The following is a 25,211-nucleotide window of genomic DNA, read 5'->3' as shown; positions in this document are numbered from 1 at the left end:
GGGGGCTCTCCCGCGCCGACGGCGGCAACGTCGAGCAGCAGCCGTACGCGTCGCTGACACGCCGGCAGTGGCAGATCATCGCCGGCTGAGATCCCGACGACGGGTGACGCCTTCACCGACGCCACGTCGGTCGGTTTTCGTATGGACCGTGTCGAATGACGCGGCTGAGCGTCCGGACACGCCTCGGAAAGGTGACCGCTGCCTTCTCCATCGGCGTGCGCTCACGCACCGGGACCGTGTCCGGGGAAGGCGGCACCTGTGCCGAGGCCGGAGAAGATCACGCCCGGATCGGAAGGTGCCTGGTTCAGCACCCACAGACCGATCAGCGTGGCCAGGGCGAACACGACGGCGATGAGCACGGCGAGGACGAGCCGGCGACGGCGTTCGCGGCGCAGCCACTCGCCGCGTGCCGTGCGGTAGGCGTCCGGTGCGGCCTGCACCCCCTGGGCGAGGGCGGCCAGGGCCTCGGTCAACTCCCGCTCCGTGCGGTCCGGGTCGGTGTGGTTCATCGCCGGGCCTCCATCGCCTGGGTCAGCGCGGCGAGGCCGCGTGCCGTGTGCGTCTTCACCGAACCGGAGGAGATGCCCATCGCGGAGGCGATCTCGCCCTCCTTCAGTCCGAGCCAGTGCCGCAGCACGAGCGCCTCGCGCTGCCGGGCCGGCAGTTGCTGCAACGCGTCGATCAGGACGCGCTGGTCGTCGCGGAGCAGGGCCGCGCTCTCCGCGGAGACGACGGTCTCCTCGGGTGGGTTCTCCACGTGTTTGCGGGCGACCTGGAGGTGCCGGATCCGCATCCGGGTCAGATTGCACACTGTGGAGCGCAGATACGCCTCCGCCGCCTCGGTGTCCCTCAGACGCCGCCACTTCCGGTAGATCTGGTAGTACGCCTCGGCCACCACGTTCTCCGGGTCGTCCGCGCCCAGCAGCACGGCCAGGCGCAGCATCGAGGCGTAGTGCAGCTCGAAGAGCCGGGCGAGTCCGGCCTCGCGCTCCAGGTCCTCCGGGTCGGGCGGCGCGGGCGTCAGCTCCTCGAGGGGCGGTTCCTGCACCGGTATCGGGTGTCTGCGTCTCACGGCTGGTTCGCTCCCGTCTCCGGGCGCCGCCTGAGGGTCAGGCGGGACGGCAGGTCGGTCAGATCAGCACCGCGCGGGACGCCGATACGTTCGAGTACGGCGGTGCCGGCCACCGCGACGGTCAGGTTGAGCAGCAGAGCGGCGAGGCCGGCGTAGACGTCGAGCGGACCGAAGCCGACGGTCACGATGGAGGAGAACCCCTCGTGGACGACGAGGTAGGTCCCGGCCAGCATGCCCACGCCCCACCCGGCGAGCAGCGCCCTCGGATGCAGCCGCCCGGTGTACAGACCGACGGCGACGGCCGGGAAGATCTGGAGGATCCAGACCCCGCCGAGCAGCTGGAGGTTGATCGCGTCCTGGTCGCGCAGCCCGAAGACGAACGCGACCGCCCCGGCCTTCGCGGTCAGCGAGACGGCCTTGGCGATACGGACCTGCCGCTTGGGCGTGGCCGTCGGGTGCACGTACTCGACGTACACATTGCGTACGAAGCTGGTCGCGGCAGCGATCGACATCACGGCCGCCGGGACCAGCGCCCCGACGATGATCGCGCCGAACACCAGCCCGGCCAGCGGCCCGGGCATCAGCCGGTCGACCAGCATCGGCACGGCCGCCTCGGCCCCGCCTTCCGGCGCCCGCACCCCGGCCGCGAGCGCCGCGACGCCGAGGAACCCGAAGAGGGCGAGCAGCCCGGTCCAGGCGGGCAGCGCCACCGAGACCTTGCGCAGGGTCCGTGGCCCGTCGGCGGCGAACCCGGCGGTCAGCACATGCGGATACATCAGCAGGGCGAGCGCGGAGCCGAGCGCGAGGGTGGCGTACGCGGGCTGTTGGGCCGGAGTCAGCAGCAGGGCGGGACTGCCGAGCCGTCGGGCCGCTCCGTCGAAGACGGCACCGGGGCCGCCGAGCCGCGCCAGCACCAGCCAGGTCACCGCGGTGAGCGACACGAAGACGGCCGCCGCCTTGAGCGCCGAGATGACGGCGGGTGCCCGCAGCCCGTGCCGGTACGTGGCCACCGCGAGCCCCGCGAACAGCGCCACCATCACCAGGTCCCCGGCAGCTCCGCGCGGATACACCCCGCCGGCCGTCAACACGGCTCGTATGCCGAGCAGTTGGAGGGCCAGATACGGCATCGTCGCCAGGATCCCGGTGAGCGCGACGACCAGCGCCAGCGACGGCGACCCGTACCGTCCGCGCACGAAGTCGGCGACGGTGACATAGCCGTGGGTGCGGGCCACGGCCCACAGGCGGCCGAGCAGCACGAAGGCCAGCGGACAGATGATCACCGTGTACGGCACGGCGAAGAAGGCGGCCGCGCCGTTGCCGTACGCCAGACCCGGTACGGCGGTGAAGGTGTACGCGGTGAAGATCGTGCCGCCCAGCAGGAACCAGGTCCACACCGGACCCAGGCCGCGGTCGGCCAGCGCCCAGCCCTCCAGGGACGGCAGCCGGTCGCTCGGACGCAGTCGCCGTGCGGTGACGGCGAGCAGCGAGGCTCCGCCGATCACGACGAGGAACGTCGCGGTCATGGTGCCGTCGGCCATGGGTCACCGTCCTTGGTGTGCCTGATCCCTCGCGCAAGAGTTGCGCGGGTGGCCGGAACGGAGGACACGGAACCGGCGGGAAAACTTCTGGAAACTCGGTGTCAACCGGTTCCGGGCGTCCGGCAACTCTTGCACAGACCGACAGTGAGCGGGAGAGGAGCGCAGGTCATGGCACGAACCGGGCATGACCGGCTACGGCGTGTCGCCGTCGCCGCACCGCTTCTCGCACCCGCGTCGGGACATCGCTGATCACGGTCCACGTTTCGCCGATTCACGATCCACGTTCATGTACACACCCGTAGAGGTGAGGAGCCGCCATGCCGGAAACCATCCCTGACGCGCCCGAAAAGCCACGAAAGTCCGCGAAGTCCATTCTGCTGTGGACCGCTGTCTCCCTGCTCGGCGCGGTCGCCTGGGGCGTGCTCGCGCTGGCCCGGGGCGAGCGGATCTCCGCGGTCTGGCTGGTGATCGCCGCGCTCGGCTCGTACGCCATCGCCTACCGCTTCTACGCGCGGTTCGTCGCCCGCCGGGTGCTCGAACCGGACGACCGCCGGGCCACCCCGGCCGAACGGCTGGAGGACGGCGTCGACTTCCAGCCGACCGACCGCCGGGTGCTGCTCGGCCATCACTTCGCCGCCATCGCCGGCGCCGGCCCGCTGGTCGGACCGGTCCTGGCCGCCCAGATGGGCTATCTGCCCGGCACGCTGTGGATCGTGGCCGGGGTGATCTTCGCCGGGGCGGTGCAGGACATGGTGGTGCTGTTCCTGTCGATGCGCCGGGACGGCAAGTCGCTGGGGCAGATGGCCCGGGAGGAGATCGGCCGGGCGGGCGGGGCTGCCGCCCTGGTCGCGGTGTTCGCCATCATGATCATCCTGCTCGGAGTGCTGGCCCTGGTCGTGGTCAACGCGCTCGCACACTCCCCGTGGGGCACTTTCTCGGTCGCCATGACCATCCCGATCGCCCTGTTCATGGGGTTCTGGATGCACCGCATCCGTCCCGGCCGGGTCGTCGAGGCCAGCGTCATCGGGGTGGCACTGCTGCTCCTCGCCATCGTCGGCGGGCGCTGGATCCAGGAGTCCTCGCTGGCCGACGCCTTCACGCTCAGCCCGACCGCACTCGTCTTCTGCCTGATCGGCTACGGCTTCGTCGCCTCCGTACTGCCCGTGTGGATGCTGCTGGCCCCGCGCGACTACCTCTCCACCTTCATGAAGATCGGCACCATCGCGATGCTCGCGATCGGCGTCGTGGTCGCCGCACCGGAGCTGAGGGCGGACGCGGTCACCGGGTTCGCGACCTCGGGCACCGGCCCGGTCTTCGCCGGCTCCCTCTTCCCCTTCCTGTTCATCACCATCGCCTGCGGCGCGCTGTCCGGCTTCCACGCCCTGGTCGCCTCCGGTACGACACCGAAGCTGATCCAGAAGGAGTCCCAGGTCCGGATGATCGGCTACGGCGCCATGCTGATGGAGTCGTTCGTCGCGATCATGGCCCTGATCGCCGCCGCCACCCTCGAACCCGGCCTCTACTACGCCATGAACGCACCCGCCGGCCTCCTCGGCACGACGGCCCAGTCGGCGTCCCAGGCCGTTGCCGGTCTCGGCTTCACCATCACCCCCGACCAACTGGCCCACGCCGCGCACGCCGTACAGGAACAGACCCTGATCGCCCGCTCCGGTGGCGCCCCGACCCTCGCGGTCGGCATGTCGGAGATCTTCTCCGACGTTCTCGGCGGCACCGCGATGAAGGCCTTCTGGTACCACTTCGCGATCATGTTCGAGGCACTGTTCATCCTGACCACGGTGGACGCCGGCACCCGGGTCGGCCGCTTCATGCTCCAGGACATGCTCGGCAACGTGTGGAAGCCGCTCGGCCGGGTCAACTGGACGCCCGGGATCTGGCTGTGCAGCGGCCTGGTCGTCGCCGCCTGGGGCTACTTCCTCCACACCGGGGCCACCGACCCGCTCGGTGGAATCAACCAGCTCTTTCCGCTCTTCGGCATCGCCAACCAACTGCTCGCCGCCATCGCCCTCACCGTCTGCACCACCGTCCTCGTCAAGTCCGGACGGCTGCGCTGGGCCTGGGTCACCGGCGTCCCCCTGGCCTGGGTCACCGCGATCACCTTCACCGCCGGCTGGCAGAAGATCTTCTCCGCCGACCCCAAGATCGGCTTCTTCGCCCAACGGGACCACTACGCCGACGCCCTGGAAGCCGGCCGCATCCTCGCCCCCGCCAAGACAGCCGCCGACATGCACACAGTGGTCACCAACTCCACCGTCGACGGCGTCCTCATCGCCCTCTTCCTGCTGCTGGTCGCCGTCGTGATCGGCAACGCGGCGGTGGTCTGCGTACGCGCCGTACGGTCCCCCGTTCCGCTGCCGACGACCGAGGCCCCGTACGTCGAGTCCCGCATCGACGCACCCGGCCACCCCGCCGAACCACTGGTCGGAGCCCGCTCGTGAACACCCGGCGCTGGATGCGCGCCGTGCGCTGGTATCTGCGCGAGCTGACCGGAGAGTCCGCGTACGACCGCTACTGCGAGCGGCACCGACGCCACCACCCCCTCGCCCCGGTACCGACCCGCCGGGAATTCCAGGTGCTGCGCACCTTCCACCAGGAGACCCGCTCGCACAGCCGCTGCTGTTGAGCGGACAGGACTGTCAGCGGCACCCCGGGGTGGCGGCCCCTGGTCCAGTAACCGGCGCGCCCGAACCGGACGGGGGAGCGGCGCCTGGGCTCCCATGCCCATGGATACGGGGGAGTCGGACCGCGGGAGTGGGGCACGGCGCGCGTGGGCGGCCGTGCGTCGCGCCCTCGCGGTCGTGCTGGCCGGAACAGTGGGGCCGGCCGCTCTGGGGGCGGTGCTGGTCGTCGTGCCGGGGGTGGCGGTCGACCATGATCTCGGTGGGGCGAGCGTGGCCGCTCAGGACCGGCTGAAAGCGGTCGCCGATGTCCGTACGGCCCTTCTCCGGTCGTGGGCGGCATGGTCGTGCTGTTCAACCTCGACCGGTCCTGCACGGAAGGAGCCGGCCTGTACCACGCCAACCTCGTACGGGGATCCGGCACCGAGGCCTGTGGCAGTATCGGCCTTGGAGGCAGGGCCACGTGCTGGGGTCGAGGGCAGAGGGACGAGTGAGATGAACCGGCCACCGGGAATGATGGACGTGGCGCGGGAGGCCGGCGTCTCGCACATCACCGTCTCCAGGGTGGTCAACGGACACCCGTCGGTGCGGCCGGAGACCCGGGCCCGCGTCGAGGCCGCTATCCAGAAGCTCGGCTACCGTCGCAACAGCGTGGCCAGGGCACTCAAGAGCCGTCGCTCCTCGACGATCGGTGTGGTGATCGTCGGGTCGGAGCTGTTCGAGCTGCCCCGCATCCTCCTCGGCGTGGAGACGGCCGCCAAGCAGGCCGGTTACTGGGTGAGTCTGGCGAGTCGGCAGGGTGAGAGCACCACCGGTGACCTCGTGGAGACGCTGCAACGGCTCACCGATCAGTCGGTCGAGGCGATCGCGGTCGTCGCCGACAATCCCGTCGCCGTGGAGGCGCTGTCCGGCCTCGTCCTCGAAGTGCCGGTGGCCGTGGTGATGTCCGGCAGCGTGCCCCACCCCGAGCTGAGCTTCGTCGAGGTCGACCAGGAACTCGGCGCCCGGCTCGCGGTCCGGCACCTCCTCGGCCTCGGGCACCGGCACATCGCCCATCTGACCGGTGCCTTGCGCACCTTCGACGCCCGGGCCCGCGTCGACGGCTGGCAGGCCGAACTCGCCACCGCGGGAGCGCAGGGCCCCTTGCTCGAAGGGAACTTCAGCGCGGAGAGCGGATTCCGCCTCGCCCACCAGCTCTGCACGGCCGACACCGGCTTGCCGACCGCCGTCTTCGCGGGCAACGACCAGATGGCGATGGGCGTACTGGCCGCCTTCGCGGAGCGAGGCGTGAAGGTGCCGCGGGACGTGTCCCTCGTCGGGTTCGACGACATGAAGGGCGCGGGCTACCTCGTGCCCGCCCTGACCACCGTCCGCCAGGACTTCGCCCACGTGGGCAGCAGCGCCATCGAGCTGCTCGTGCGGATGCTGGGCGGAGACGCCGCTGAACGCCAGAAGATCACACCGGAACTCGTCGTACGACGCAGCACCGCCGCGCCCCGCTTGGAGCCCTGAGGCGCGGCGCCGCTTCAAAGGCGCAGGAAGGTCAGCAGGCGGGGGCCGTGCGGCCCAGAGGCCGTCCGGACGTCCAGCCGCTCGATGACACCTGCGACGGCCGGTGCACCACGAGCCCCAGCGTCCGCCAGTTCACCAGGTCGCGGCAGTGGCGGACAGGGAGCCCGGGTCGGTACGCGAACGACGGGTGACCGAACGGGGTTGACGAACCTCGGCACGGGCGCACTCCGGGGCGGGGAGCGGGCGAGCGGACGGGCGAGGGCGAGGACGGTCGGGGAAGAGGTTCGTCCGGCGAGGACCTTGACAGTTGTTAACGTTAACATCACCGTAGTTCTGGGTGGGAGGGCCGACAAAGGGTTGAGCGACGGTCCCACGGCCGCCGACCCGTCCGGTCCGTCAGGACCCGGCCCGTCAGTCGAGACCTTCAGAGAGTCAGAGAGACCCGTATGCCGACTTTCCCGAACGACCCCGCCCAGCCCCTGTCGTTCCCCGCCCACTTCGTCCTGGGCTCCGCGACCGCCTCCTACCAGATCGAAGGCGCCGCCACCGAAGACGGGCGCGGCCCTTCGATCTGGGACACCTTCTCCCGGACCCCCGGCAAGACTTGGAACGGCGACACCGGCGACGTCGCCGCCGACCACTACCACCGGCTCGAAGACGACCTCGACCTCATGGCGTCCCTGGGCCTGCGGGCGTACCGCTTCTCCATCGCCTGGCCGCGCATCCAGCCGACCGGCCGTGGCCCGGCCAACCCCAAGGGGCTGGACTTCTACAGTCGCCTGGTCGACGGCCTACTCGACCGGGGCATCGCGCCGGTGGCGACCCTTTACCACTGGGACCTGCCCCAGGCCCTCGAAGACGCCGGCGGCTGGACGAACCGCGCCACCGCCCACGCCTTCGCCGACTACGCCCGTATCGTCGGCGAGGCGCTCGGCGACCGCGTCACGGTCTGGACGACCCTGAACGAACCGTGGTGCTCCGCCTACCTCGGCTACGGAGCCGGAGCACACGCCCCCGGCCGCACCGACGGCGCCGCGGCGCTGACCGCGGTCCACCACCTCAACCTCGCCCACGGCCTTGCGGTGCAGCAGCTCAGGGCGGTCACCAGCAACGATCCGCAGTACTCCATCACGCTCAACTTCCACGTCCTGCGGGGCCAGGGTGAGGGTGGGAAGGAGGCCGTGCGTCGCATCGACGCGCTGGCCAACCGCTCCTTCACCGACCCCTTGCTGCGCGGCCGCTATCCGGCGGACCTCATCGAGGACACCGCCGCGGTCACCGACTGGGCGTTCGTCCAGGACGGCGACCTCGCCCAGATCCACCAGCCCCTGGATCTGCTCGGTGTCAACTACTACGCCACCACCGCCGTCCGCCTCTGGGACGGTGCGACAGCGCGTCAGAACAACGACGGCCACAAGGACATGGGCGGCTCCCCCTGGCCCGGCTCGCCCCAGGTCGAGTTCGTCGAGCAGCCGGGCCCGCACACCGCCATGGGCTGGAACATCGACCCCGACGGTCTCGAGGAGCTCCTCCTGGACCTGCACACCCGGTTCCCGGGCCAGCCCCTGGTCATCACCGAGAACGGAGCGGCCTTCGACGACCATGTCACCGCCCGCGCCGACGGGACGTACGCCGTCCACGACCCCGAGCGGGTCGACTACCTCCGCCGCCACCTCGTCGCCGCCCACCGCGCCCTGACCTCCGGCGTCGATCTGCGCGGCTACTTCGTGTGGTCGCTGATGGACAACTTCGAGTGGGGTTACGGGTATTCGAAGCGCTTCGGCATCGTCCACGTCGACTACGAGACCCAGCGCCGTACGTTGAAGGACAGCGCCCTGTGGTACCGGGACCTCGCGGTGACGGGCACCATCCCGCCGTTGCCGGCACGGCACGTGGCCGATTCCGCGCGATAGAAGTTGTCACGTCAACTACCCTGTGTTTCAGTTGATGTGTCAACAGCCGTTGGCGTGTCTCACCCGGCACGGGAGCAGCTGTCATGAGTGACAAGCAGGTCATCGCGGTCGCCGGAGCCACGGGTGCGCAGGGCGGCGGTGCCGCACGGGCGATCCTGGCCGATCCGGAATCGGGCTTCACGGTGCGTGCGCTGACCCGGAATCCCGACTCCCCGGCGGCCAAGGAGCTGGCCGAGCTCGGTGCTGAGGTCGTGCGGGCGGACTTCTGCGACGAGCCGTCCGTGCGCGAGGCGTTCGGGGGCGCGTACGGCGCGTTCCTCGTCACCAACTTCTGGGCGCACGGCTCGGCAGCCAAGGAGACGCAGGAGATCGAGGTCCTGGTCCGGATCGCCAAGGCCGCCGGGTTGCGGCACGTCGTTTGGTCGACGCTGGAGGACCCCCGCGAGCTGCTGCCGCTGGAGGACGAGCGGATGCCCGTCCTTCAGGACAAGTGCAACGTGCCGCACTTCGATGCCAAGGGCGAGGCCAACGAGCTTTTCCGGCAGGCCGGAGTGCCGACCACCTTCCTGAACACCACGTTCTTCTTCCAGGGCTTTTTGTCCATGATGGGCCCCAAGCGCGCCGAGGGCGGCGTGCTCACGCTGACCCTGCCGCTGGAGGACGGCAAGCTACTGGCCGGCGTCGACGTCGACGACATCGGCCGCACGGCCCGCGCCATCCTCGAGAACGGAGAGCGGTTCATCGGTCACACCGTCAGCCTGGCGGCGACCACCTGACCGGCGCCCAGTACGCGGAGAAGCTCGGTGCGGCGATCGGCGAGCCGGTGCGCTTCCAGTCGGTGCCCTACGGCGTCTTCCGCGGCCTCGGCGTACCCGCGGGCGACGAGATCGCCAACATGTTCCAGTACTACGGCGACTTCGACCAGGAGTTCACCGGCGCCCGCGACCTGGACCGGCTCCGCGAGATCAACCCGGCGCTCAGGGGCTTCGACGCCTGGCTGGCAGAGAACGGCTCCCGCATCCAGGTGGGCTGACGTGATACCGGCGACGGGCAATTGGTGAACTGTCAACTATGTTTACACTGCCTCCATGGGAGAGCGAGAGGGCGTGCGGTGGCTGACGGCGGACGAGCAGCGCGCGTGGCGAGGCTTCGTCCGGTTGCATGAGCGGCTCGGTGGGCGCCTGGGGCGCATGCTCCAGTCGGACTCCAACCTGTCCGCTGCGGACTTCGCGGTGCTGGTCCATCTGACGGACGCCTCGGACGGGCGGCAGCGGTACCAGGATCTGGCACGGGCGCTGGAGTGGGAGAAGAGCCGGATGTCCCACCACATCGCCCGGATGGCCGGGCGGGGCATGGTGGTGCGGGAGGAGTGCCCTGAGGACGGGCGGGGTGCGTTCGTGGTGATCACGGATGCCGGGCGGGCCGCCATCGAGGCAGCCGCCCCGCGTCATGTCGAGGCGGTGCGTGAACTCTTCATCGATCATGTCACGCCGGCCGAGCTGCGAGTCCTGGCCGAGGTCTCCGAACGCGTCATCGGCAAGCTGGACGAGGCACAGTCCTGAGTGGGCGGTCGAGCGGCTCACCTCGGTGCGTGCTGTGGCCGGCCTGATCTCTGGCATGGCAGTTGATCACCGCGCCGGTGACTCCCGCGCCGCGTGGAATAGCGGGGTGCGGGGGCGCGTTGCAGCGGCATAGTTGATGTATCAACACGGGAGGAAGTGGAGGCGATGCAGTTCGGCATCTTCACCAGCTCCAGCACCTGGCCGACGGCCGGGTCGACCTGATGACGGGACGCGGCAACACCGGCCCCGTCCACCCCGACATCCGGCAATCCCCTGGCCGAAGGAACACACGAAATCGCTGATCGACCTGTACCGGCAGCGGTACGCGCACTACGGACACGGCACGCCCGAGCAGGCCATCGTGGGACTCGGTGGCCATGTATACATGCGCCGCAACTCCCAGGACGCCATCCGGGAGTTCCGCCCGGTCTTCGACCACTCGCCGGTGATGGGCGGCGGGATGTCCCTGGAGGAGTACATGGAGCAGACCCCGCTGACCGTCGGCAGGCCCGAGCAGGTCATCGAGAAGACGCTCACCTTCCGCGAGCACTTCGGCGACTACCAGCGCCAGCTGTTCACGGTGGACGGCGGCGGGATCCCGCCGAGGACCGCGCTGGAGCAGCTCGAGATGCTCGGCCAGGAGGTCGTACCCGTGCTGCGCGAGGAGTTCGCGAGGAACCGGCCGGCCGACGCCCCGGACGCACCCACCCACACCTCCCTGCTCGCCGCCCGTGACGCGCAGCGCGCACGGACGACCGGACCGGTGGCGTGACACCCACGAGAGGAACCGAAAGACGATGACCGACAACTTCAACGCGTACGCGGCGACCGGCGGGGTGGCGCCCGACCGCTGGGCCAGTGCGCTGCACCTGTTCGACGACGGGGCCGGGGTGCCGCACGAGGAGAGCACCATCGAGCGCTGGGAGCGGGCCCTGCTGCTGTTCGAGGCGCGGGACTACATCGGTGCGGCGAAGCTGCTCGCGGTCGTGGTCGAGGAGGCGCCGGAGCTGACGGGACCCCGGCTGCTGCTGGCCCGTGCCTACTACCACTCCGCGCAACTGGGGCGCGCGGAGGAACAGCTGCGCGAGATCGTCGAGCGCGATCCGGTGGAGCACTACGCCCACCTGTTGCTGGGTCGCACCCTGCAACGCCAGGGGCGCCAGGCCGAGGCGGAGCCCTGGCTGCGCATGGCCGGCGCGTTCGCGGGTGAGTTCCCGGAGGACGCGTGAGCGGCGCGGGCGGCGCACAGCGCGCTGCGTCGCCGGAGGGTCCGGCGCGGGCGGGGCACCGTAGAAGGAGAGGGCGGGAAGGGCCCTATCCACTTCTCGCGGATCCTGATTGCGCGGTGCGCGGCCGTCATCCGCTTCCCCGCGCCGTTCCGGGTCCTTCCCGTCACCTCCAGCACACCATGCGGACGGCTGATGCGCCAGGGCCACCCGGCCCTCGCCGGGCACGGACGGCGGACCGCCGACGGCTTCCGGAGCGGAGCCGGAGGTGACAAGGCGGGCCTGGCGGGTACCCATGAGCGGATCCCGCCGGACGCGGGCGAGCCGTCGAGCGGAGGTGAGAGGGCCGTGCGGTGCGCGTTCCCTGCTGCCGACCTGCACCGACATCCCCTGGATGCCGTACCCGCGGGGCACTGCCGCGCGTACTGGCCCAGTGCCGTCCCGCCGCGGCGAGCGTGACCATGCGTCCGCCCGGCACGCCCGGGACGCCCGACCGGTCCGAGGGCGTACTCGCCCCCGTCCTGCGTGATGTGCGTGCCGTCGTCTTCGACACCGACGGAGTGATCACCGACTCGGCCAAGGTGCACGCCGCCGCCTGGAAGGTGGCCTTCGACGGCTTCCTGCGCGCCCACCCGCCCGAGGACCCCGACCGGCGCCGCCCCTTCGACGTGCGGGACGACTATCTGCGCCACGTGGACGGCAAGTCCCGCCTCGACGGAGCTGCGGCCTTCCTCGCTGCCCGAGGCATCGAGGCGTCGGCCGAGACGGTGCGGTCCGTCGCCGAGGTCAAGGAGCGCCTCTTCACGCAGCGGCTGCGCGAGCACGGCGTCGACGCCTACCCGGGGACCGTACGGCTGGTGAAGGCCCTGCGCGCGGCGGGAGTGCCCCGTGCGGCGGCGTCCGCGTCCCGGCACGCCGGTGAGCTGCTGAGCCGGGCCGGGGTGCTCGACCTGTTCGACGCCCTCGTGGACGGCGTCGAGTCGGCCCGGCTGGGCCTCGCGGGCAAGCCCGAGCCCGACCTCTTCCTGGAGGCGACCCGCCGGCTCGGTGTCCCCGCCGACCGGGCCGCCGTGGTCGAGGACGCCCTGGCAGGGGTGGAGGCGGGGCGGCGCGGCGGGTTCGCCCTGGTGGTCGGCGTGGACCGGGCCGCCGGCGCGGACACCGGGGCGCGGCTGCTGCGGCACGGCGCCGACATCGTCGTACACGACCTCGGAGAACTCTGCGTGGGAGGAGCGCCGACGTGACGGACCGGAGCCTGGCGGCCGAAGATACGGGCTGGAGCTGGGAGTACGAGGGCTACAAGCCCGCCGACGAACGCCTCCGGGAGTCGCTGTGCACGCTCGGCAACGGCTACTTCGCCACCCGGGGTGCGCTGCCCGAGTGCGCCGCCGACGACATCCACTACCCGGGGACGTATGTGGCCGGCATCTACAACCGGCTCACTTCCCAGGTGGCCGGCCGCCGTGTGGAGAACGAGGACATGGTCAATGTCCCGAACTGGCTGCCCCTACGGTTCCGCCTCCCCGACGGGGACTGGATCACGCCCGACACCGCGCACGTCCTCGATCACCGGCAGATGCTGCATCTGGCCGCAGGTCTGCTGGAGCGCCGGTCGCGGTACGACCTGGGCGGGGACCGCGTACTGACCGTGCGTCAGCATCGGATGGTGCACATGGCCGATCCCCATCTCGCGGCCCTGCGCACCGAGTTCACCACCGAGGGACTCTCCGGCCCGCTCGAGGTGGAGGCGGCCCTGGACGGTGGTGTCACCAACTCCGGCGTGGCGCGCTACCGGGACCTCGACGGCCGCCATCTGACCCACGTCCACACCGGCACCGCCGCCCCGGACACCGTCTGGCTGCGCTGCCGCACCCGTACCTCCGACATCCGGATCGGCATCGCCTCCCGGCTGACAGCCGACGTGCCCGTCGTGGTGCGTCATGAACGGCCGTACGCCGTCCAGAAGTTGACGGTCGACCTGGCCCCCGGCCGGACCGTCACCGTCGACAAGACCGTGGCCCTGCACACCTCCCGCGACCCGGCCATCAGCGACCCGCTGCACGCCGCCGTCGACCGGGTGGGCCGGGCCCCCGGCTTCGACGCGCTGGTCGCGTCGCATCTCACGGCATGGGACCAGCTCTGGCGACGCGCCGCACTCGAGGTGCCCGGCGAGTCGGGCCGCATCCTGCGGCTGCACCTCTTCCACGTCTTGCAGACCCTCTCCCCGCACACCGCAGACCTGGACGTCGGCGTACCGGCCCGGGGTCTGCACGGCGAGGCCTACCGCGGCCATGTCTTCTGGGACGAGCTGTTCGTCCTGCCGTTCATCAACCTGCACTTCCCGGAGGTCTCCCGAGCCCTGCTCCGCCACCGCCACCGACGCCTCGAACAGGCCTGCACCTCGGCCCGGGCGGCGGGCCGCCGGGGCGCGATGTACCCCTGGCAGAGCGGCAGCGACGGACGCGAGGAGACCCAACAGCTCCATCTGAACCCGCGCTCGGGGCGCTGGCTGCCCGACCACTCCCGGCTCCAGCACCACGTCGGCTCGGCGATCGCGTACAACGTGTGGCAGTACTGCGAGGCGAGCGGCGACATGGAGTTCCTGCACACCAAGGGCGCCGAGATGTTGTTGCAGATCGCCCGCTTCTGGGCCGACAAGGCCGTCCACGACGGAAGCCTGGGCCGGTATCGCATCAAGGGCGTGGTGGGGCCGGACGAGTACCACGAGGCGTACCCGGACGCGGCGGCGCCCGGGCTGGACGACAACGCGTACACCAACGTCACCGCGGCCTGGGTGCTCGCCCGCGCCCTGGAACTGCTCGACACCCTGCCCGAGCCCCGCCGCCGCGAACTCGCCGAGCGCACCGGCCTCGACGGGGGCGAGCTCGAACTGTGGGAGGACGTGTCGCGCACGCTCCACGTCCCCTTCCACGACGACGTCATCAGCCAGTTCGCGGGCTACGGCGACCTCGCCGAGCTCGACTGGAACGGCTACCGCGGCCGGTACGGCGACATCCGGCGGCTGGACCGGATCCTGGAGGCGGAGGGCGACACCGTCAACCGCTACAAGGCGTCCAAGCAGGCCGACGTCCTGATGCTCGGCTACCTCTTCGCCCCGGCCGAACTGGGGGGCCTGTTCCACCGGTTGGGGGTGCGGCTGGACGAGGACACCTGGCGGCGCACCGTCGAGTACTACATGCACCGCACCAGTCACGGGTCCACCCTCAGCGGCCTGGTCCACGGCTGGGTGCTGGCCCGGTGCCGACGCAGCGAGGCGTGGAAGTTCTGCCAGGAGGCCCTCCAGGGCGACATCGCCGACGTACAGGGCGGCACCACCGGCGAAGGCATCCACCTGGGCGCCATGGCCGGCACTCTCGACCTCGTCCAGCGCGGCCTGACCGGCCTGGAGACCCGGGGCGGCGCCCTGTGGCTGGACCCTGTGCCCCTGCCCGAGCTGTCCTCCTACGGCTTCCCCCTGCGCTACCAGGGCCACTGGGGCGTACGGCTGCGCCTGGAACGCGGCCTGCTGGAGATCGAGGTCCCGTCCTCCGACGCCTCCCCCATCGACGTACGCCTCCCTGGCCGCGGTCTGTCGCTGGAACCGGGCCAGACAGGCCGTCTGGTCCTCCACGACTGACGGCCGGGCCGGTGCGGAATGCCGTCGGCGGGGCGAGGCTGGAAGGTGCAACGGCCGCCGGCCGGCCAGGGGCCGTCGTGGAGAGCCAGGCGGCCCCGGCACGCGAGCGCACGGGCCTTCGGCCGCCGCTCGTGGACGCGCCCGGGAAGGGGCGGGTGGCATCCGTGGGTCCGTCCGGGATGGGCTGGGTGGCCTCTGCGGGTCCGCCCGGAAGGTGGCACGGCGTTCGTGGGCGCCGCCGGGAAAGGGGAGTGTGATGAATGGCCCGATAGTCGTCGGGGTGGACGGTTCGGCGTCGAGTCTGGAGGCTGTGCAGGTCGCGGCGCGTGAGGCCGGGCTGCACGGGGTGGGGCTGCGGCTGGTGCATGCCTTCGGGTGGCCGGCCGCACACATTCCGCCCGGTGGCCGGCCGTGGGAGCCGAGCGGTGCCGGGGTGCGCGAGCTGATCGACGGCACGCTCGCCAAGGCCGAGCGGCGCGCCCACGAGACTGCGCCGGGCATCGACGTCATGCGCGAGATCGTCGTCGGCGAACCGGTGACGGTACTGGAGATCGAGTCGCGCACGGCGAGTCTGGTCGTGGTCGGCAGCCGCGGCCTGAGCCGGTTCGGTGCCCTGCTGCTCGGCTCCACCGCGGGTCATCTGGCCGCGCATGCCGCCTGCCCGGTGTTGGTGGTGCGAGGCCGGCCGAACCCGGCCGGGCCCGTCCTCCTGGCCGTCGACGGCTCACCCGCGGCCCGCGGAGCCGTCGAGTTCGCCTTCTCCCGGGCCTCCCTGCACGGCACGGACCTGGTGGCGCTGCACGCCTGGAGCACCCGGACCGAGCGCGCCTACGACAGCCCGGCCGACCCGCCCTTCGTGACGTACGACGAGGAGCGGCTGCACCACGAGGAGGAACGCGTGCTCGCCGAGGCGCTGGGCGGGCTGCGCGAACGGTATCCCGACGTCGCCGTGGACCGCAGGCTGGTGCGTGGCAGGGTCCGGCACACCCTGATCGAGGCCAGCGCCGGCGCCGCACTGGTCGTGGTCGGGGCGCGCGGGCGAGGCGGATTCGCCGGGATGCTGCTGGGCTCGGTCAGCCAGGCCCTGCTCCACCACGCGTACTGCCCGGTCGCCGTCGTGCGGTCCGGGCAGGAGTGAACGGGCCGAGCGGGAGGCGGGTCCGGCTCAGAGGTTCGCCGCGTGGTCCGGGACGTAGTTCTGAAGGTCGCGCGGCGGTCGCTGATAGCCCGTCGACTCCGGCCGTTCGGGCAGGTCCAGCACGGGCGGGAGGACGTCCTGGTACGGCACCGAGTCCAGCAGATGGGCGATCATGTTCACCCGCGCCCGGCGCTTGTCGTCGCTCTCGACGACGTACCAGGGCGCCTCGGCGATGTCGGTGTGGACCATCATCTCGTCCTTGGCCCGGGAGTACACCTCCCAGCGGGTGATCGACTCCAGGTCCATGGGGGAGAGCTTCCAGCGGCGCAGGGGGTCCTCCAGACGGCGCCGGAACCGGTCCTGCTGCTCCTCGTCGCTCACCGAGAACCAGTACTTGCGCAGCAGGATCCCGTCCTCCACCAGCATCCGCTCGAAGAGCGGGCACTGACGCAGGAAGCGCTGGTACTCCTCCTGCGTGCAGAAGCCCATGACGTGCTCGACACCGGCCCGGTTGTACCAGCTGCGGTCGAACAGCACGATCTCCCCGGCGGCGGGCAGATGCTGGATGTACCGCTGGAAGTACCACTGGGTGCGCTCACGTTCGGTCGGCGTCGGCAACGCCGTGATCCGTGCGATCCGCGGGTTGAGATGTTCGGTGACCCGTTTGATGGTGCCGCCCTTGCCCGCCGCGTCCCGCCCTTCGAAGATCACGACCAGCCGGGCGCCCTCCGTCCGCACCCACTCCTGAAGTTTCGCCAACTCCGTCTGTAGGCGCAGCAGTTCCTTCTCATACGTCTTGCGCGGCAGCTTCTCCGCCTTGTCGCCGGCCATGCGGCCTCCCACAGCCGAACTCGAACACCAGAACAGCACCGTACTGACCGCCGACGAGCCGCGCACCCCGTACGCCGGTACCTTCGGGCTGGTCGGTGATCTGCCGGAGACGGCCGCCACCGGCTGTGGGCTACGGGTTCCGCACGCTGGCCTCCTCGCGGCCCGGGAGTGTCACCTGCCTGGCCTGCCGTGAGCACGCCCGCGCGGAGCACCTCCGCCTTGCCGGGGAGATCGAACGGCTGGGCGGCATGCCGGGCGCCGTCATCACCGGGGCCCGGGCGAGGCAGGTCGCGCAACACCACCGCGACCTCGCCCGGAGGTTCAGCTGCGGCCGGGGGAGCGGCCCCGACGGCGTGTGAGGCGCATGGGTGAATGCCGGGGGCCGCAGGACTGGCGCCCGCGCCGCCCGGGTACCCAGCGGCCCATGGCGGTGCACAGCAGGACCGACCCGGCGCGTGAGACCCCGTCCCGGCCGCGCGGGCGCATCGGCCGGGCGTTGCTGCGGTGGGCGACGACGACCGACCACAAGGTGATCGGCAACCTCTATCTGACGACCAGCTTCGGCTTCTTCCTCCTCGGCGGCGTTCTCGCGCTGCTGATGCGGGCCGAACTCGCGCGCCCCGGGCTCCAGTTGTTCAGCAACGACCAGTACAACCAGCTGTTCACCGTGCACGGCACGATCATGATGCTGCTGTTCGCGACCCCGCTGTTCGCCGGGTTCGCCAACGCGATCATGCCGCTTCAGATCGGCTCCCCGGACGTGGCGTTCCCACGGCTGAACGCCCTGTCGTACTGGCTCTACCTCTTCGGCGGCCTGATGGTGGTCGGCGGCTTCCTCGTGCCCGGGGGAGCGGCGAGCTTCGGCTGGTTCGCCTACGCCCCGCTCAACAGCGCGGTCCGCAGCCCCGGCTCCGGCGGTGACCTGTGGACCATGGGCCTGGTGGTGACCGGCGTGTCCACCACGCTCGGCGCGGTCAACTTCATCACCACCATCCTGTGCCTGCGCGCCCCCGGCATGACGATGTTCCGGATGCCGATCTTCACCTGGAACGTGCTGTTCACGTCGATCCTGATCCTGCCCGCGTTCCCCGTGCTCACCGCCGCCCTGTTCGCCCTGGAGGCGGACCGCAGGTTCGGGGCGCACATCTACGACGCGGCGAGCGGCGGGGCACTGCTGTGGCAGCACCTGTTCTGGTTCTTCGGCCACCCCGAGGTCTACATCGTCGCGCTGCCGTTCTTCGGCATCATCTCCGAGATCATCCCCGTCTTCAGCCGCAAACCGGTCTTCGGCTACGTCAGCCTCATCGGCGCCACCATCGCCATCACCATGTTGTCCGCAGTGGTGTGGGCCCACCACATGTTCGCGACCGGTGCCGTGTTGCTGCCGTTCTTCTCCCTGATGTCGTTCCTCATCGCGGTGCCGACCGGGGTGAAGTTCTTCAACTGGATCGGCACGATGATCAAGGGCTCCCTGTCGTTCGAGACCCCCATGCTGTGGGCGTGCGGCTTCCTGGTGACGTTCCTGCTGGGCGGCATGAGCGGCGTCCTCATCGCCTCCCCGCCGCTGGACTTCCACCTCACCGACTCGTACTTCATCGTCGCCCATCTGCACTACGTGCTGTTCGGTACGGTCGTCTTCGCGATGTTCGGCGGCTTCTACTTCTGGTGGCCGAAGCTCACCGGCAGGATGCTCGACGAACGCCTCGGCCGGATCCACTTCTGGACCCTCTTCGTCGGCTTCCAGACGACCTTCCTGGTCCAGCACTGGCTCGGCGAACAGGGCATGCCCCGCCGCTACGCCGACTACCTCGCCACGGACGGCTTCACACTGCTGAACACCATCAGCTCCATCGGCGCGTTCCTGCTCGGCCTGTCCACCCTGCCGTTCCTCTACAACGTCTGGCGCACCACCCACCACGGCACGCCGGCCACCCGCAACGACCCCTGGGGATACGGCCGCTCCCTCGAATGGGCCACCACCTGCCCGCCCCCGCGCCACAACTTCACGGCGCTGCCCCGGATCCGCTCCGAGTCCCCGGCGTTCGACCTGCACCATCCCGACCTCGCCCGCCTCGACCAAAGGCATGTGCAGTGAAGACCGAGTCCCGTCTGTTCATGGGCGTGGCGGGGTTCTTCCTCGTCACCGCCGTCGGCTACGGCTGGCGGTCCAAGGAGCCGGCCGGCACCGCCGTCCTGGTCGTCGCGTTCCTGATGGCCGCCCTCGTCGCGTTCTTCCTGCACATGCAGTACCGCAGGCGAGGCCCGCGGGCCCAGGACCGCACCGACGCCGAGGTCATCGACACCGCCGGCCCGCTGGCCTTCTTCCCGCCGCACAGCCCCTGGCCGATCACGACCGCCCTGGGCTCCGTCCTGGCCGCGCTCGGCGTGGTCTACGGCCTGTGGCTGTTCCTGCTGGGTCTCGGGGTGCTCGGGCACGGTGTGTTCGGGATGGTCTTCCAGTACGCGGACCGGGACGGTCAGCGCTCCAACCCGTCCGCCGAGGACTCCGGTTCCTCGACGCGATAGCCGTAGCTGCGCAGCACATACCGCTGCTCCTCGTCGAGCGGCTCATGGCTCTCGACATAGCCGCCCGCGATGGTCTGCCGCACCTCGCCGGTCTCCTCACCCTCCGCCAGCCGCCTCTGGTCCGCCTCCCGCAGCGCCACACACACCCGTGTGGTCACCATGAACGCGAGCGGCGGCAGCAGCACGAAGGCGATGCGGAACACCCAGGTCAGCGCGTTCACCGAGATACTGAAGGTGTCGGCGATGACGTCGTTGCCGCCGGCCGCCAGCAGGACGCCGTAACAGCTGAGCGCCGCGACACCGAGCCCGGTCCGCACGGGCCTGTCGCGCGGCCGGTCGCACAGATGGTGCTCCGCCGTGTCCCTGGTCGCCCACCGTTCGGCGAACGGATAGGCATAGAGCACCGCGAACAGGAGCCCCGGCAGGACGACCGCCGGCAGCAGTACGTTCCACATGACCGTGTGTCCGGCCACCGAGGTCTCCCAGGGCGGTACCAGACGCAGCGAGCCCTCCAGGAAGCCGACGTACCAGTCCGGTTGTGAGCCCGTCGAGACGACGTCCGCGCGGTAGGGGCCGTACGCCCAGATCGGGTTGATCTGAGCGACCCCCGACAGCAGCGTCAGCACACCGAAGACCATGAAGGTCAGGCCGCCTGACGACGCTGTGAAGTGCGGAACCATGGGCTTGCCCACCGCGTTGCGGTTGGTGCGCCCCCGGCCCGCCCAGTGGGTGTGCTTCAGGTAGAAGACCAGGATCAGGTGCACGGAGATGAGCGCGAGCAACAGCCCGGGGATCAGCAGGATGTGCAGCGCGTACAGCCGTGGGATCAGCTCCTCGCCCGGGAACTCGCCGCCGAACGCGAAGAAGCTCACATACGTCCCCACCAGCGGGATCGACAGCATGATGCCCTGCGCGATCCTCAGGCCGGTGCCCGACAGCAGGTCGTCCGGCAGCGAGTAGCCGGCGAAGCCCTCCGCCAGCGCCAGCAGGAACAGGGTCACACCGATCAGCCAGTTGACCTCGCGGGGCCGGCGGAACGCGCCGGTGAAGAAGATCCGCAACAAATGCAGCCCGATCGCGGCGAGGAAGACCAGCGCCGCCCAGTGGTGCAGTTGCCGGATCAGCAGACCGCCGCGTACGTCGAAGCTGATGTCCAGCGTCGACTCGTACGCCTCCGACATGCGCACACCGTTCAGCGGACGGTACGAGCCGTGGTAGACGACCTCCGTCATCGACGGGTGGAAGAAGAGGGTCAGCCAGATGCCGGTCAGCAACAGGACGACGAAGCTGTAGAGGGCGATCTCGCCCAGCAGGAACGACCAGTGGTCGGGGAACGCCTTGCGCAGGAGCCCCCCGCTCTCGTACAGCGGAAGCCGCTCGTCGATGTGGTCCGCGGCGCGTTCGGTCGCACGGCGGGCCCGCGCGGCGGCACGGGCCCTGCTCCTCCTCCACAGCACGGATCACGAGTGCCCTCGCGCCCGCGACCGGAAACGGACCGTTACGAACGATCACCCTTCGGCTTCCCCCGCTGATCGGGGGTGCCGTGCGGCGGCGGGCTGAACGGCGGCGACGACGTCGCGGGCGACACCGCCGAGCCCGCGTGGCGGCCGCCGCTCTCGGGCCGCAGGGCGCCCGGGTCACCGGACGTCGGCTCGGCGCCGCCGTGGAGCTGCTCCAGACGGGTGGCGAGCAGTTCGGTCACCGGCAGCCGGTCGGCGTGCGACCGCTCGTACGCCAGCAGATCCTCGACATCCTCGGAGGTCAGCGACCGTACGCGGCTCTCCAGCCCACCGATCGGCAGATGGTCGTAGTCGGGCAGCGGCAGGTTGTCACGGGCGTGGTCGGCCATGGTTCTCACTTCCTCGGTACGACTGGTGCGACGCGCGGGGACGCCTCGGACAGGGCCGACGGCGTCACGTACCGCCGCTGCCGAACGATCCGCTGCCGCCCTCGGTCCAGCGGGGGCGTTCCTGCGACGGGCTGGGCCGGGACGGGATGTTGCCGTGGCCGGGCAGGTCGTGCGCAGTGAGCCGGTTCTCGCTCTTCGATACCTCGGCCGGCTCCCTGTTCTCCCGGACCTCGCGGACCGGGCCCTCGGCGGGCAGCCTGGGCTGCTCGTCGGGGCGCGGCGGACGCGGTTCCCGGCGCCTGACGCGGACGCCCAGGACGAAGGCGCCGATCAGCAGCGCGACGACGACCACACCAACGACGAGCAGCCCGACGGCCAGCGCGCCGTGTGCTGCGGCGATGTCCATCCAAGTGGTGTCCATGGCCCGCGAGTACCCCTGGACCTCTCATGAACACGGGGTTTGGTGGGCCCGCCTCCGGCTACCCGCCCTGTGTGACATCGACAACGTCCCAGCAAGAACTCGTCCAGTTCCTGGAGGACCGTTTCGCCTGTGCGCAGGCCTGCACCGAGTGCGCCCGCGCCTGTGCCCTGCGGGCCAGTTTCGTGGAGCCGGACGGCGCCGAGGAACAGGAACTGGTGCGCCGCAAGGGCATCCTGTGCGCGGAGGTGTGCGACGCGACCTGCCGTGTGCTGTCGGAGCAGGGCCCCATGGACGAGAACGCCGAGAGCGCGCTCCGTATGCAGCTGGAGTGGACCTGCACGGTCTGCCTGGAGTGCGCCCACGTCTTCGACAAGCACCCGGGCGCCGAAGAGGCGGCGCAGGCCTGCCGCGACTGCGCACGGGCCTGCACGGACTTCATGGCCACGCTCGACTGAGAGCGCGCACCAGATCGCGTGAGCGCTCGTATCGGGTCGCGGCGGTACCGGCCCGCTCCTCGCCATTCCCAATTTCTGGAACACGTTCTACGGTGTGCGCCGTCAGGACCGGCCTTGGGGAGCCTGGAGGCGCCGTGCATCTCGAATACACGCCCGAGCAGCAACGGCTGCGCAGCGAACTGTGCGACTACTTCGCCGAGTTGGTGCCGGACCTCGCCGGCACCCGGTTCACCGACCCGGCCGCCCAGAAGCGCTACTACCGAACCGTCATCCGGCGGCTCGGCGCGGACGGCTGGCTCGGCGTGGGCTGGCCCGAGGAGTACGGCGGCCGGGGCCTGACCGCGATCGAGCAGTTCATCTTCTTCGACGAGGCCGCCCAGGCGGGCGTACCGCTGCCCCTGATGGCGCTCAACACCGTCGGTCCGACGATCATGCAGTACGGCACGGACGAGCAGAAGGCCCACTTCCTGCCGAAGATCCTCTCCGGCGAGATCGACTTCGCGATCGGCTACAGCGAGCCCGACGCCGGCACGGACCTGGCCTCGCTCAGGACGCGCGCGGTGCGGGACGGCGACGAGTACGTCGTCAACGGGCAGAAGATCTGGACGACCAACGGCGACACGGCCGACTGGGTCTGGCTGGCCACCCGCACCGACCCCGAGGCCCCGCCGCACAAGGGCATCACCATGCTCCTCGTCCCGACCACCGACCCCGGCTACTCCTGCACCCTCATCAACACCCTCGCCTCGCACGACACCACGGCCAGCTACTACGAGAACGTCCGCGTCCCCGTTTCCCGCCGAGTCGGCGCCGAGAACCAGGGCTGGCGCCTGATCACCAACCAGCTCAACCACGAGCGCGTCACCCTCGCCGCGCACGGCACGATGGCCATCCGTGCCCTGCACGACGTCCAGCGCTGGGCCATGGAGACCAAGCTCGCCGACGGCCGCCGGGTCATCGACCTCCCCTGGGTACGCCGCCGCCTGGCCCAGACCCACACCAAGCTCGACGCCCTCAAGCTCCTGAACTGGAAGATGGTGAGCGCCGTGCAGGAGGGCACGCTCACCCCGCAGGACGCCTCCGCCGTGAAGGTCTACGGCTCCGAGGCGCGCCGCGACGCATACGCCTGGCTGATGGAGATCGTCGCCGCACCAGGGGCGCTGAAGGAGGGCTCGGCGGGCGCGGTGCTGCACGGCGAGCTGGAGCGCGGCTACCGCTCGGCCGTCATCTTCACCTTCGGCGGCGGCAACAACGAGATCCAGCGGGAGATCATCTCGTGGATCGGTCTGGGGATGCCGAGGGTGCGGCGATAGCCTGCGTTGCGACGAGGATTCTTAGTCGGCACAGAAGAGGGGTAGCCGGCACCAGGATGCAGGTGGCTCCGGCCCCGTTCGATCGGTCCCGGAGGCACGGGATTCCGAGGTTCATGCCGCTGTCGGTGGTGACCGGTGGTTGCTGCCGGGCGAGGCTCATCTGCGCGCCGGTTTCCGCTCGTGCCGTGGCTGCGAGGGTTGCGTAGGGGCGGCCCGCAACAGTTGTGGCCTCGAACTGCACCATGCCTGGCTGGGCGTCAGGGGCGGGGCAGGTCGAAGAGGACCGGCAGGTCGGCGATGTCGGTGATCCGCTTGTAGTCGAGCCAGTGTTCGTCGTGCTCGAAGCCGCGGTCGACCTAGACCTTGTCCTTGACGCCCATGATGGCGGCGGAGCGATGGTCGTACATCGGGCTTGCGGAGACGTGCACGAGCTCGTCGGGTGTCACGCCGAGCTTGTCGGACAGGCTGACGCAACTTGACGAATGCCTCTTGCTGAGGGTCAGCGCAGCCGGCCCTTGGCCTTGTAGTACGCCCCGGCGAAGGGCAGGAACCAGGCGGTGCCGTTGTAGAACGGCACCGGAACCTTGGGGAAGCCGAAGCCGCGCACGGGGTTGGCCTCCGGGTGGCCGTCCATGACCTCGGCCATGGCGCGCCATGTAGGTGGCTATCTGGACGCCGTGGCCGCAGTAACCCATGGAGTAGGCCCCGGAGTCCTAGCTCAGACACCAGGGAGCAAGTAACCCGCTCGTATCTTTCAAGGCTTCGCGGCGGCTGTCTTCTTCGGCTGACGGGGCACGGTCTTCTCTCGGTCGAGGTGCCCGTACACCGTCGACCGGGGCACGCCGAACATATCGGCGATCTGCTGGACGGTCTTTTCCCGCTCGTCGTAGAGCCGTTGGGCGAGCGCGGCTTGGTCCTCGGTGAGCTTCGGCCGGCGTCCGCCGACCCGCCCGCGGGCGCGCGCGGAGGCGAGCCCGTCGTTCGTGTTCGCCACGATCAGTTCGCGCTGGAGTTCGGCGAGCACGGACAACATCCCGAACATCGCGCGGCCCTCCATGGTGGCGGTGTCGATGCCCTGTTCGATGACGTGCAGCCCGATGCTGCGCTCGCGCAGCTCCGTGCCGAGGGTCACCCGGTGGAGCACGGAGCGGGAGAGCCGGTCAAGCCGGGTGACCTTCAGAGTGTCGCCCTCGCGCAGCAGCTGCATGACGAGGTCGAGCTTCGGGCGCGACGCCTTCGCACCGCTGGCGACGTCGACATGGATGTTGCCGCGGCCCACGCCGTGGCGGAGAAGTGCGTCAATCTGATGATCGGGGTTCTGGTCGGCCGTCGAGGTGCGGCAGTAGCCGATGAGCATTGTCGGAAACTGCCCGAAGGACCGTTCTTCGACGTTGATTTCCGGCGCGAGTTGCCGACACTGCCCACCTGCGGGTTCGTGATCACGGGAGTGAGTGTCGGCGACGTTCGTTTGCCGACACTTCTCAGCCCGCCCGGGAGTTCTCACGTCGGGTGCCGCTGCTTCATGTCGGCCGGTCAGCTGGTGCTCGGCGTGGGTCCGGCCAGGCCGTGCAGTAGCAGGGCG

At 70.4% G+C, this 25,211-nt stretch carries 25 protein-coding genes and 1 pseudogene; 17 read left to right on the top strand and 9 right to left on the bottom strand.

The features are described from left to right. Positions 1-221: 221 nt before the first annotated feature. The 3 genes from KUM44_RS37180 to KUM44_RS37170 are packed head-to-tail and all read right to left on the bottom strand — an operon-like array spanning position 222 to position 2,610. Positions 222-509: a hypothetical protein gene (locus tag KUM44_RS37180; RefSeq protein WP_217214180.1), complete on the bottom strand. Its 288-nt coding sequence runs from the start codon at positions 507-509 to the stop codon at positions 222-224. Next, positions 506-1,072 (bottom strand): SigE family RNA polymerase sigma factor, encoded by a 567-nt coding sequence (locus tag KUM44_RS37175; protein ID WP_374202115.1) that lies wholly within the window; start codon positions 1,070-1,072, stop codon positions 506-508. The genes KUM44_RS37180 and KUM44_RS37175 overlap by 4 nt, the downstream gene beginning before the upstream one ends. Continuing rightward, positions 1,069-2,610 carry a sodium:solute symporter gene (locus KUM44_RS37170; protein ID WP_217214179.1) on the bottom strand — a complete coding sequence of 514 codons (1,542 nt, stop codon included), beginning with the start codon at positions 2,608-2,610 and terminating at the stop codon, positions 1,069-1,071. The genes KUM44_RS37175 and KUM44_RS37170 overlap by 4 nt, the downstream gene beginning before the upstream one ends. 317 nt (positions 2,611-2,927) lie before the next feature. Between KUM44_RS37170 and KUM44_RS37165 the strand changes: the two genes are divergently transcribed. From KUM44_RS37165 to KUM44_RS37115, 12 genes and pseudogenes are all read left to right on the top strand, one after another. Continuing rightward, the gene (locus tag KUM44_RS37165; protein WP_217214178.1) at positions 2,928-5,066 is read left to right on the top strand and encodes a carbon starvation CstA family protein; all 2,139 of its coding nucleotides are present in this window, start codon (positions 2,928-2,930) and stop codon (positions 5,064-5,066) included. Then, the gene (locus tag KUM44_RS37160) at positions 5,063-5,251 is read left to right on the top strand and encodes a YbdD/YjiX family protein (RefSeq protein ID WP_374202114.1); all 189 of its coding nucleotides are present in this window, start codon (positions 5,063-5,065) and stop codon (positions 5,249-5,251) included. The genes KUM44_RS37165 and KUM44_RS37160 overlap by 4 nt, the downstream gene beginning before the upstream one ends. Positions 5,252-5,741: 490 nt before the next feature. Then, positions 5,742-6,758 carry a LacI family DNA-binding transcriptional regulator gene (locus tag KUM44_RS37155; RefSeq protein ID WP_217214177.1) on the top strand — a complete coding sequence of 339 codons (1,017 nt, stop codon included), beginning with the start codon at positions 5,742-5,744 and terminating at the stop codon, positions 6,756-6,758. 446 nt (positions 6,759-7,204) lie between these two features. Next, entirely contained in the window at positions 7,205-8,671 is a 1,467-nt protein-coding gene (locus KUM44_RS37150; RefSeq protein WP_217214176.1) for a GH1 family beta-glucosidase, read from the top strand. Positions 8,672-8,754: 83 nt separating this feature from the next. Beyond that, positions 8,755-9,447 carry an NmrA family NAD(P)-binding protein gene (locus KUM44_RS37145; protein WP_254390674.1) on the top strand — a complete coding sequence of 231 codons (693 nt, stop codon included), beginning with the start codon at positions 8,755-8,757 and terminating at the stop codon, positions 9,445-9,447. 47 nt (positions 9,448-9,494) lie between these two features. After that, positions 9,495-9,704 carry a hypothetical protein gene (locus KUM44_RS46275; protein WP_254390673.1) on the top strand — a complete coding sequence of 70 codons (210 nt, stop codon included), beginning with the start codon at positions 9,495-9,497 and terminating at the stop codon, positions 9,702-9,704. Positions 9,705-9,759: 55 nt separating this feature from the next. Next, positions 9,760-10,233 (top strand): MarR family winged helix-turn-helix transcriptional regulator, encoded by a 474-nt coding sequence (locus KUM44_RS37140; protein ID WP_217214175.1) that lies wholly within the window; start codon positions 9,760-9,762, stop codon positions 10,231-10,233. A 188-nt stretch (positions 10,234-10,421) separates the two neighbouring features. Next, a pseudogene (locus KUM44_RS37135) lies at positions 10,422-11,005 on the top strand (LLM class flavin-dependent oxidoreductase); the annotation flags it as partial. Positions 11,006-11,030: 25 nt separating this feature from the next. Continuing rightward, positions 11,031-11,462: a tetratricopeptide repeat protein gene (locus KUM44_RS37130; protein WP_217214174.1), complete on the top strand. Its 432-nt coding sequence runs from the start codon at positions 11,031-11,033 to the stop codon at positions 11,460-11,462. A gap of 458 nt (positions 11,463-11,920) precedes the next feature. Then, the gene (locus tag KUM44_RS37125; RefSeq protein ID WP_217214201.1) at positions 11,921-12,703 is read left to right on the top strand and encodes an HAD family phosphatase; all 783 of its coding nucleotides are present in this window, start codon (positions 11,921-11,923) and stop codon (positions 12,701-12,703) included. Continuing rightward, complete coding sequence (locus KUM44_RS37120) at positions 12,700-15,096, top strand: glycosyl hydrolase family 65 protein (RefSeq protein WP_308402814.1); 2,397 nt, start codon at positions 12,700-12,702, stop codon at positions 15,094-15,096. The genes KUM44_RS37125 and KUM44_RS37120 overlap by 4 nt, the downstream gene beginning before the upstream one ends. 256 nt (positions 15,097-15,352) lie before the next feature. Next, on the top strand, positions 15,353-16,234 hold the full coding sequence (locus KUM44_RS37115) for a universal stress protein (protein WP_217214173.1): 882 nt from the start codon (positions 15,353-15,355) through the stop codon (positions 16,232-16,234). Between the two features lie 27 nt (positions 16,235-16,261). On the opposite strand, the gene ppk2 is transcribed toward KUM44_RS37115, so the two are convergent. Then, positions 16,262-17,065 (bottom strand): polyphosphate kinase 2, encoded by an 804-nt coding sequence (ppk2, locus tag KUM44_RS37110; protein WP_217214172.1) that lies wholly within the window; start codon positions 17,063-17,065, stop codon positions 16,262-16,264. Between ppk2 and KUM44_RS46270 the strand changes: the two genes are divergently transcribed. From KUM44_RS46270 to KUM44_RS37095, 3 genes are all read left to right on the top strand, one after another. After that, positions 17,064-17,258, top strand: a complete 195-nt coding sequence (locus tag KUM44_RS46270) for a hypothetical protein (protein ID WP_254390672.1) — start codon at positions 17,064-17,066, stop codon at positions 17,256-17,258. The genes ppk2 and KUM44_RS46270 overlap by 2 nt on opposite strands. Positions 17,259-17,489: 231 nt before the next feature. Continuing rightward, positions 17,490-19,160 carry a cytochrome c oxidase subunit I gene (ctaD, locus tag KUM44_RS37100; RefSeq protein WP_217214171.1) on the top strand — a complete coding sequence of 557 codons (1,671 nt, stop codon included), beginning with the start codon at positions 17,490-17,492 and terminating at the stop codon, positions 19,158-19,160. After that, positions 19,157-19,591, top strand: coding sequence for a cytochrome c oxidase subunit 4 (locus tag KUM44_RS37095; RefSeq protein ID WP_217214170.1), 435 nt, complete (start codon positions 19,157-19,159; stop codon positions 19,589-19,591). The genes ctaD and KUM44_RS37095 overlap by 4 nt, the downstream gene beginning before the upstream one ends. On the opposite strand, the gene KUM44_RS37090 is transcribed toward KUM44_RS37095, so the two are convergent. From KUM44_RS37090 to KUM44_RS37080, 3 genes are all read right to left on the bottom strand, one after another. Further along, positions 19,543-21,048, bottom strand: a complete 1,506-nt coding sequence (locus tag KUM44_RS37090) for a ubiquinol-cytochrome c reductase cytochrome b subunit (RefSeq protein WP_217214169.1) — start codon at positions 21,046-21,048, stop codon at positions 19,543-19,545. The two genes, KUM44_RS37095 and KUM44_RS37090, sit on opposite strands and share 49 nt — an antisense overlap. A gap of 41 nt (positions 21,049-21,089) precedes the next feature. Then, a complete protein-coding gene (locus tag KUM44_RS37085; protein ID WP_217214168.1) occupies positions 21,090-21,440 on the bottom strand; it encodes a hypothetical protein in 351 nt (116 codons plus the stop codon). Between the two features lie 64 nt (positions 21,441-21,504). Next, positions 21,505-21,861, bottom strand: a complete 357-nt coding sequence (locus KUM44_RS37080) for a DUF6479 family protein (RefSeq protein ID WP_217214167.1) — start codon at positions 21,859-21,861, stop codon at positions 21,505-21,507. 71 nt (positions 21,862-21,932) lie between these two features. Between KUM44_RS37080 and KUM44_RS37075 the strand changes: the two genes are divergently transcribed. Together KUM44_RS37075 and KUM44_RS37070 are read left to right on the top strand one after the other, a co-directional pair. Beyond that, positions 21,933-22,316, top strand: a complete 384-nt coding sequence (locus tag KUM44_RS37075) for a ferredoxin (RefSeq protein WP_217214166.1) — start codon at positions 21,933-21,935, stop codon at positions 22,314-22,316. A gap of 134 nt (positions 22,317-22,450) precedes the next feature. Then, positions 22,451-23,629 (top strand): acyl-CoA dehydrogenase family protein, encoded by a 1,179-nt coding sequence (locus KUM44_RS37070; protein ID WP_217214165.1) that lies wholly within the window; start codon positions 22,451-22,453, stop codon positions 23,627-23,629. 499 nt (positions 23,630-24,128) lie between these two features. Here the strand turns inward: KUM44_RS37070 and KUM44_RS37060 are convergent, their stop codons facing one another. Next, positions 24,129-24,275, bottom strand: coding sequence for a hypothetical protein (locus tag KUM44_RS37060; protein WP_254390670.1), 147 nt, complete (start codon positions 24,273-24,275; stop codon positions 24,129-24,131). A gap of 108 nt (positions 24,276-24,383) precedes the next feature. Next, positions 24,384-25,211: recombinase family protein (locus KUM44_RS37055; protein WP_254390669.1), on the bottom strand; the 828-nt coding region annotated here is incomplete at its 5' end.

Source organism: Streptomyces sp. AC550_RSS872, from assembly GCF_019049285.1.
Lineage (GTDB): Bacteria > Actinomycetota > Actinomycetes > Streptomycetales > Streptomycetaceae > Streptomyces.
This window is presented reverse-complemented; position numbering and strand designations above follow the sequence as displayed.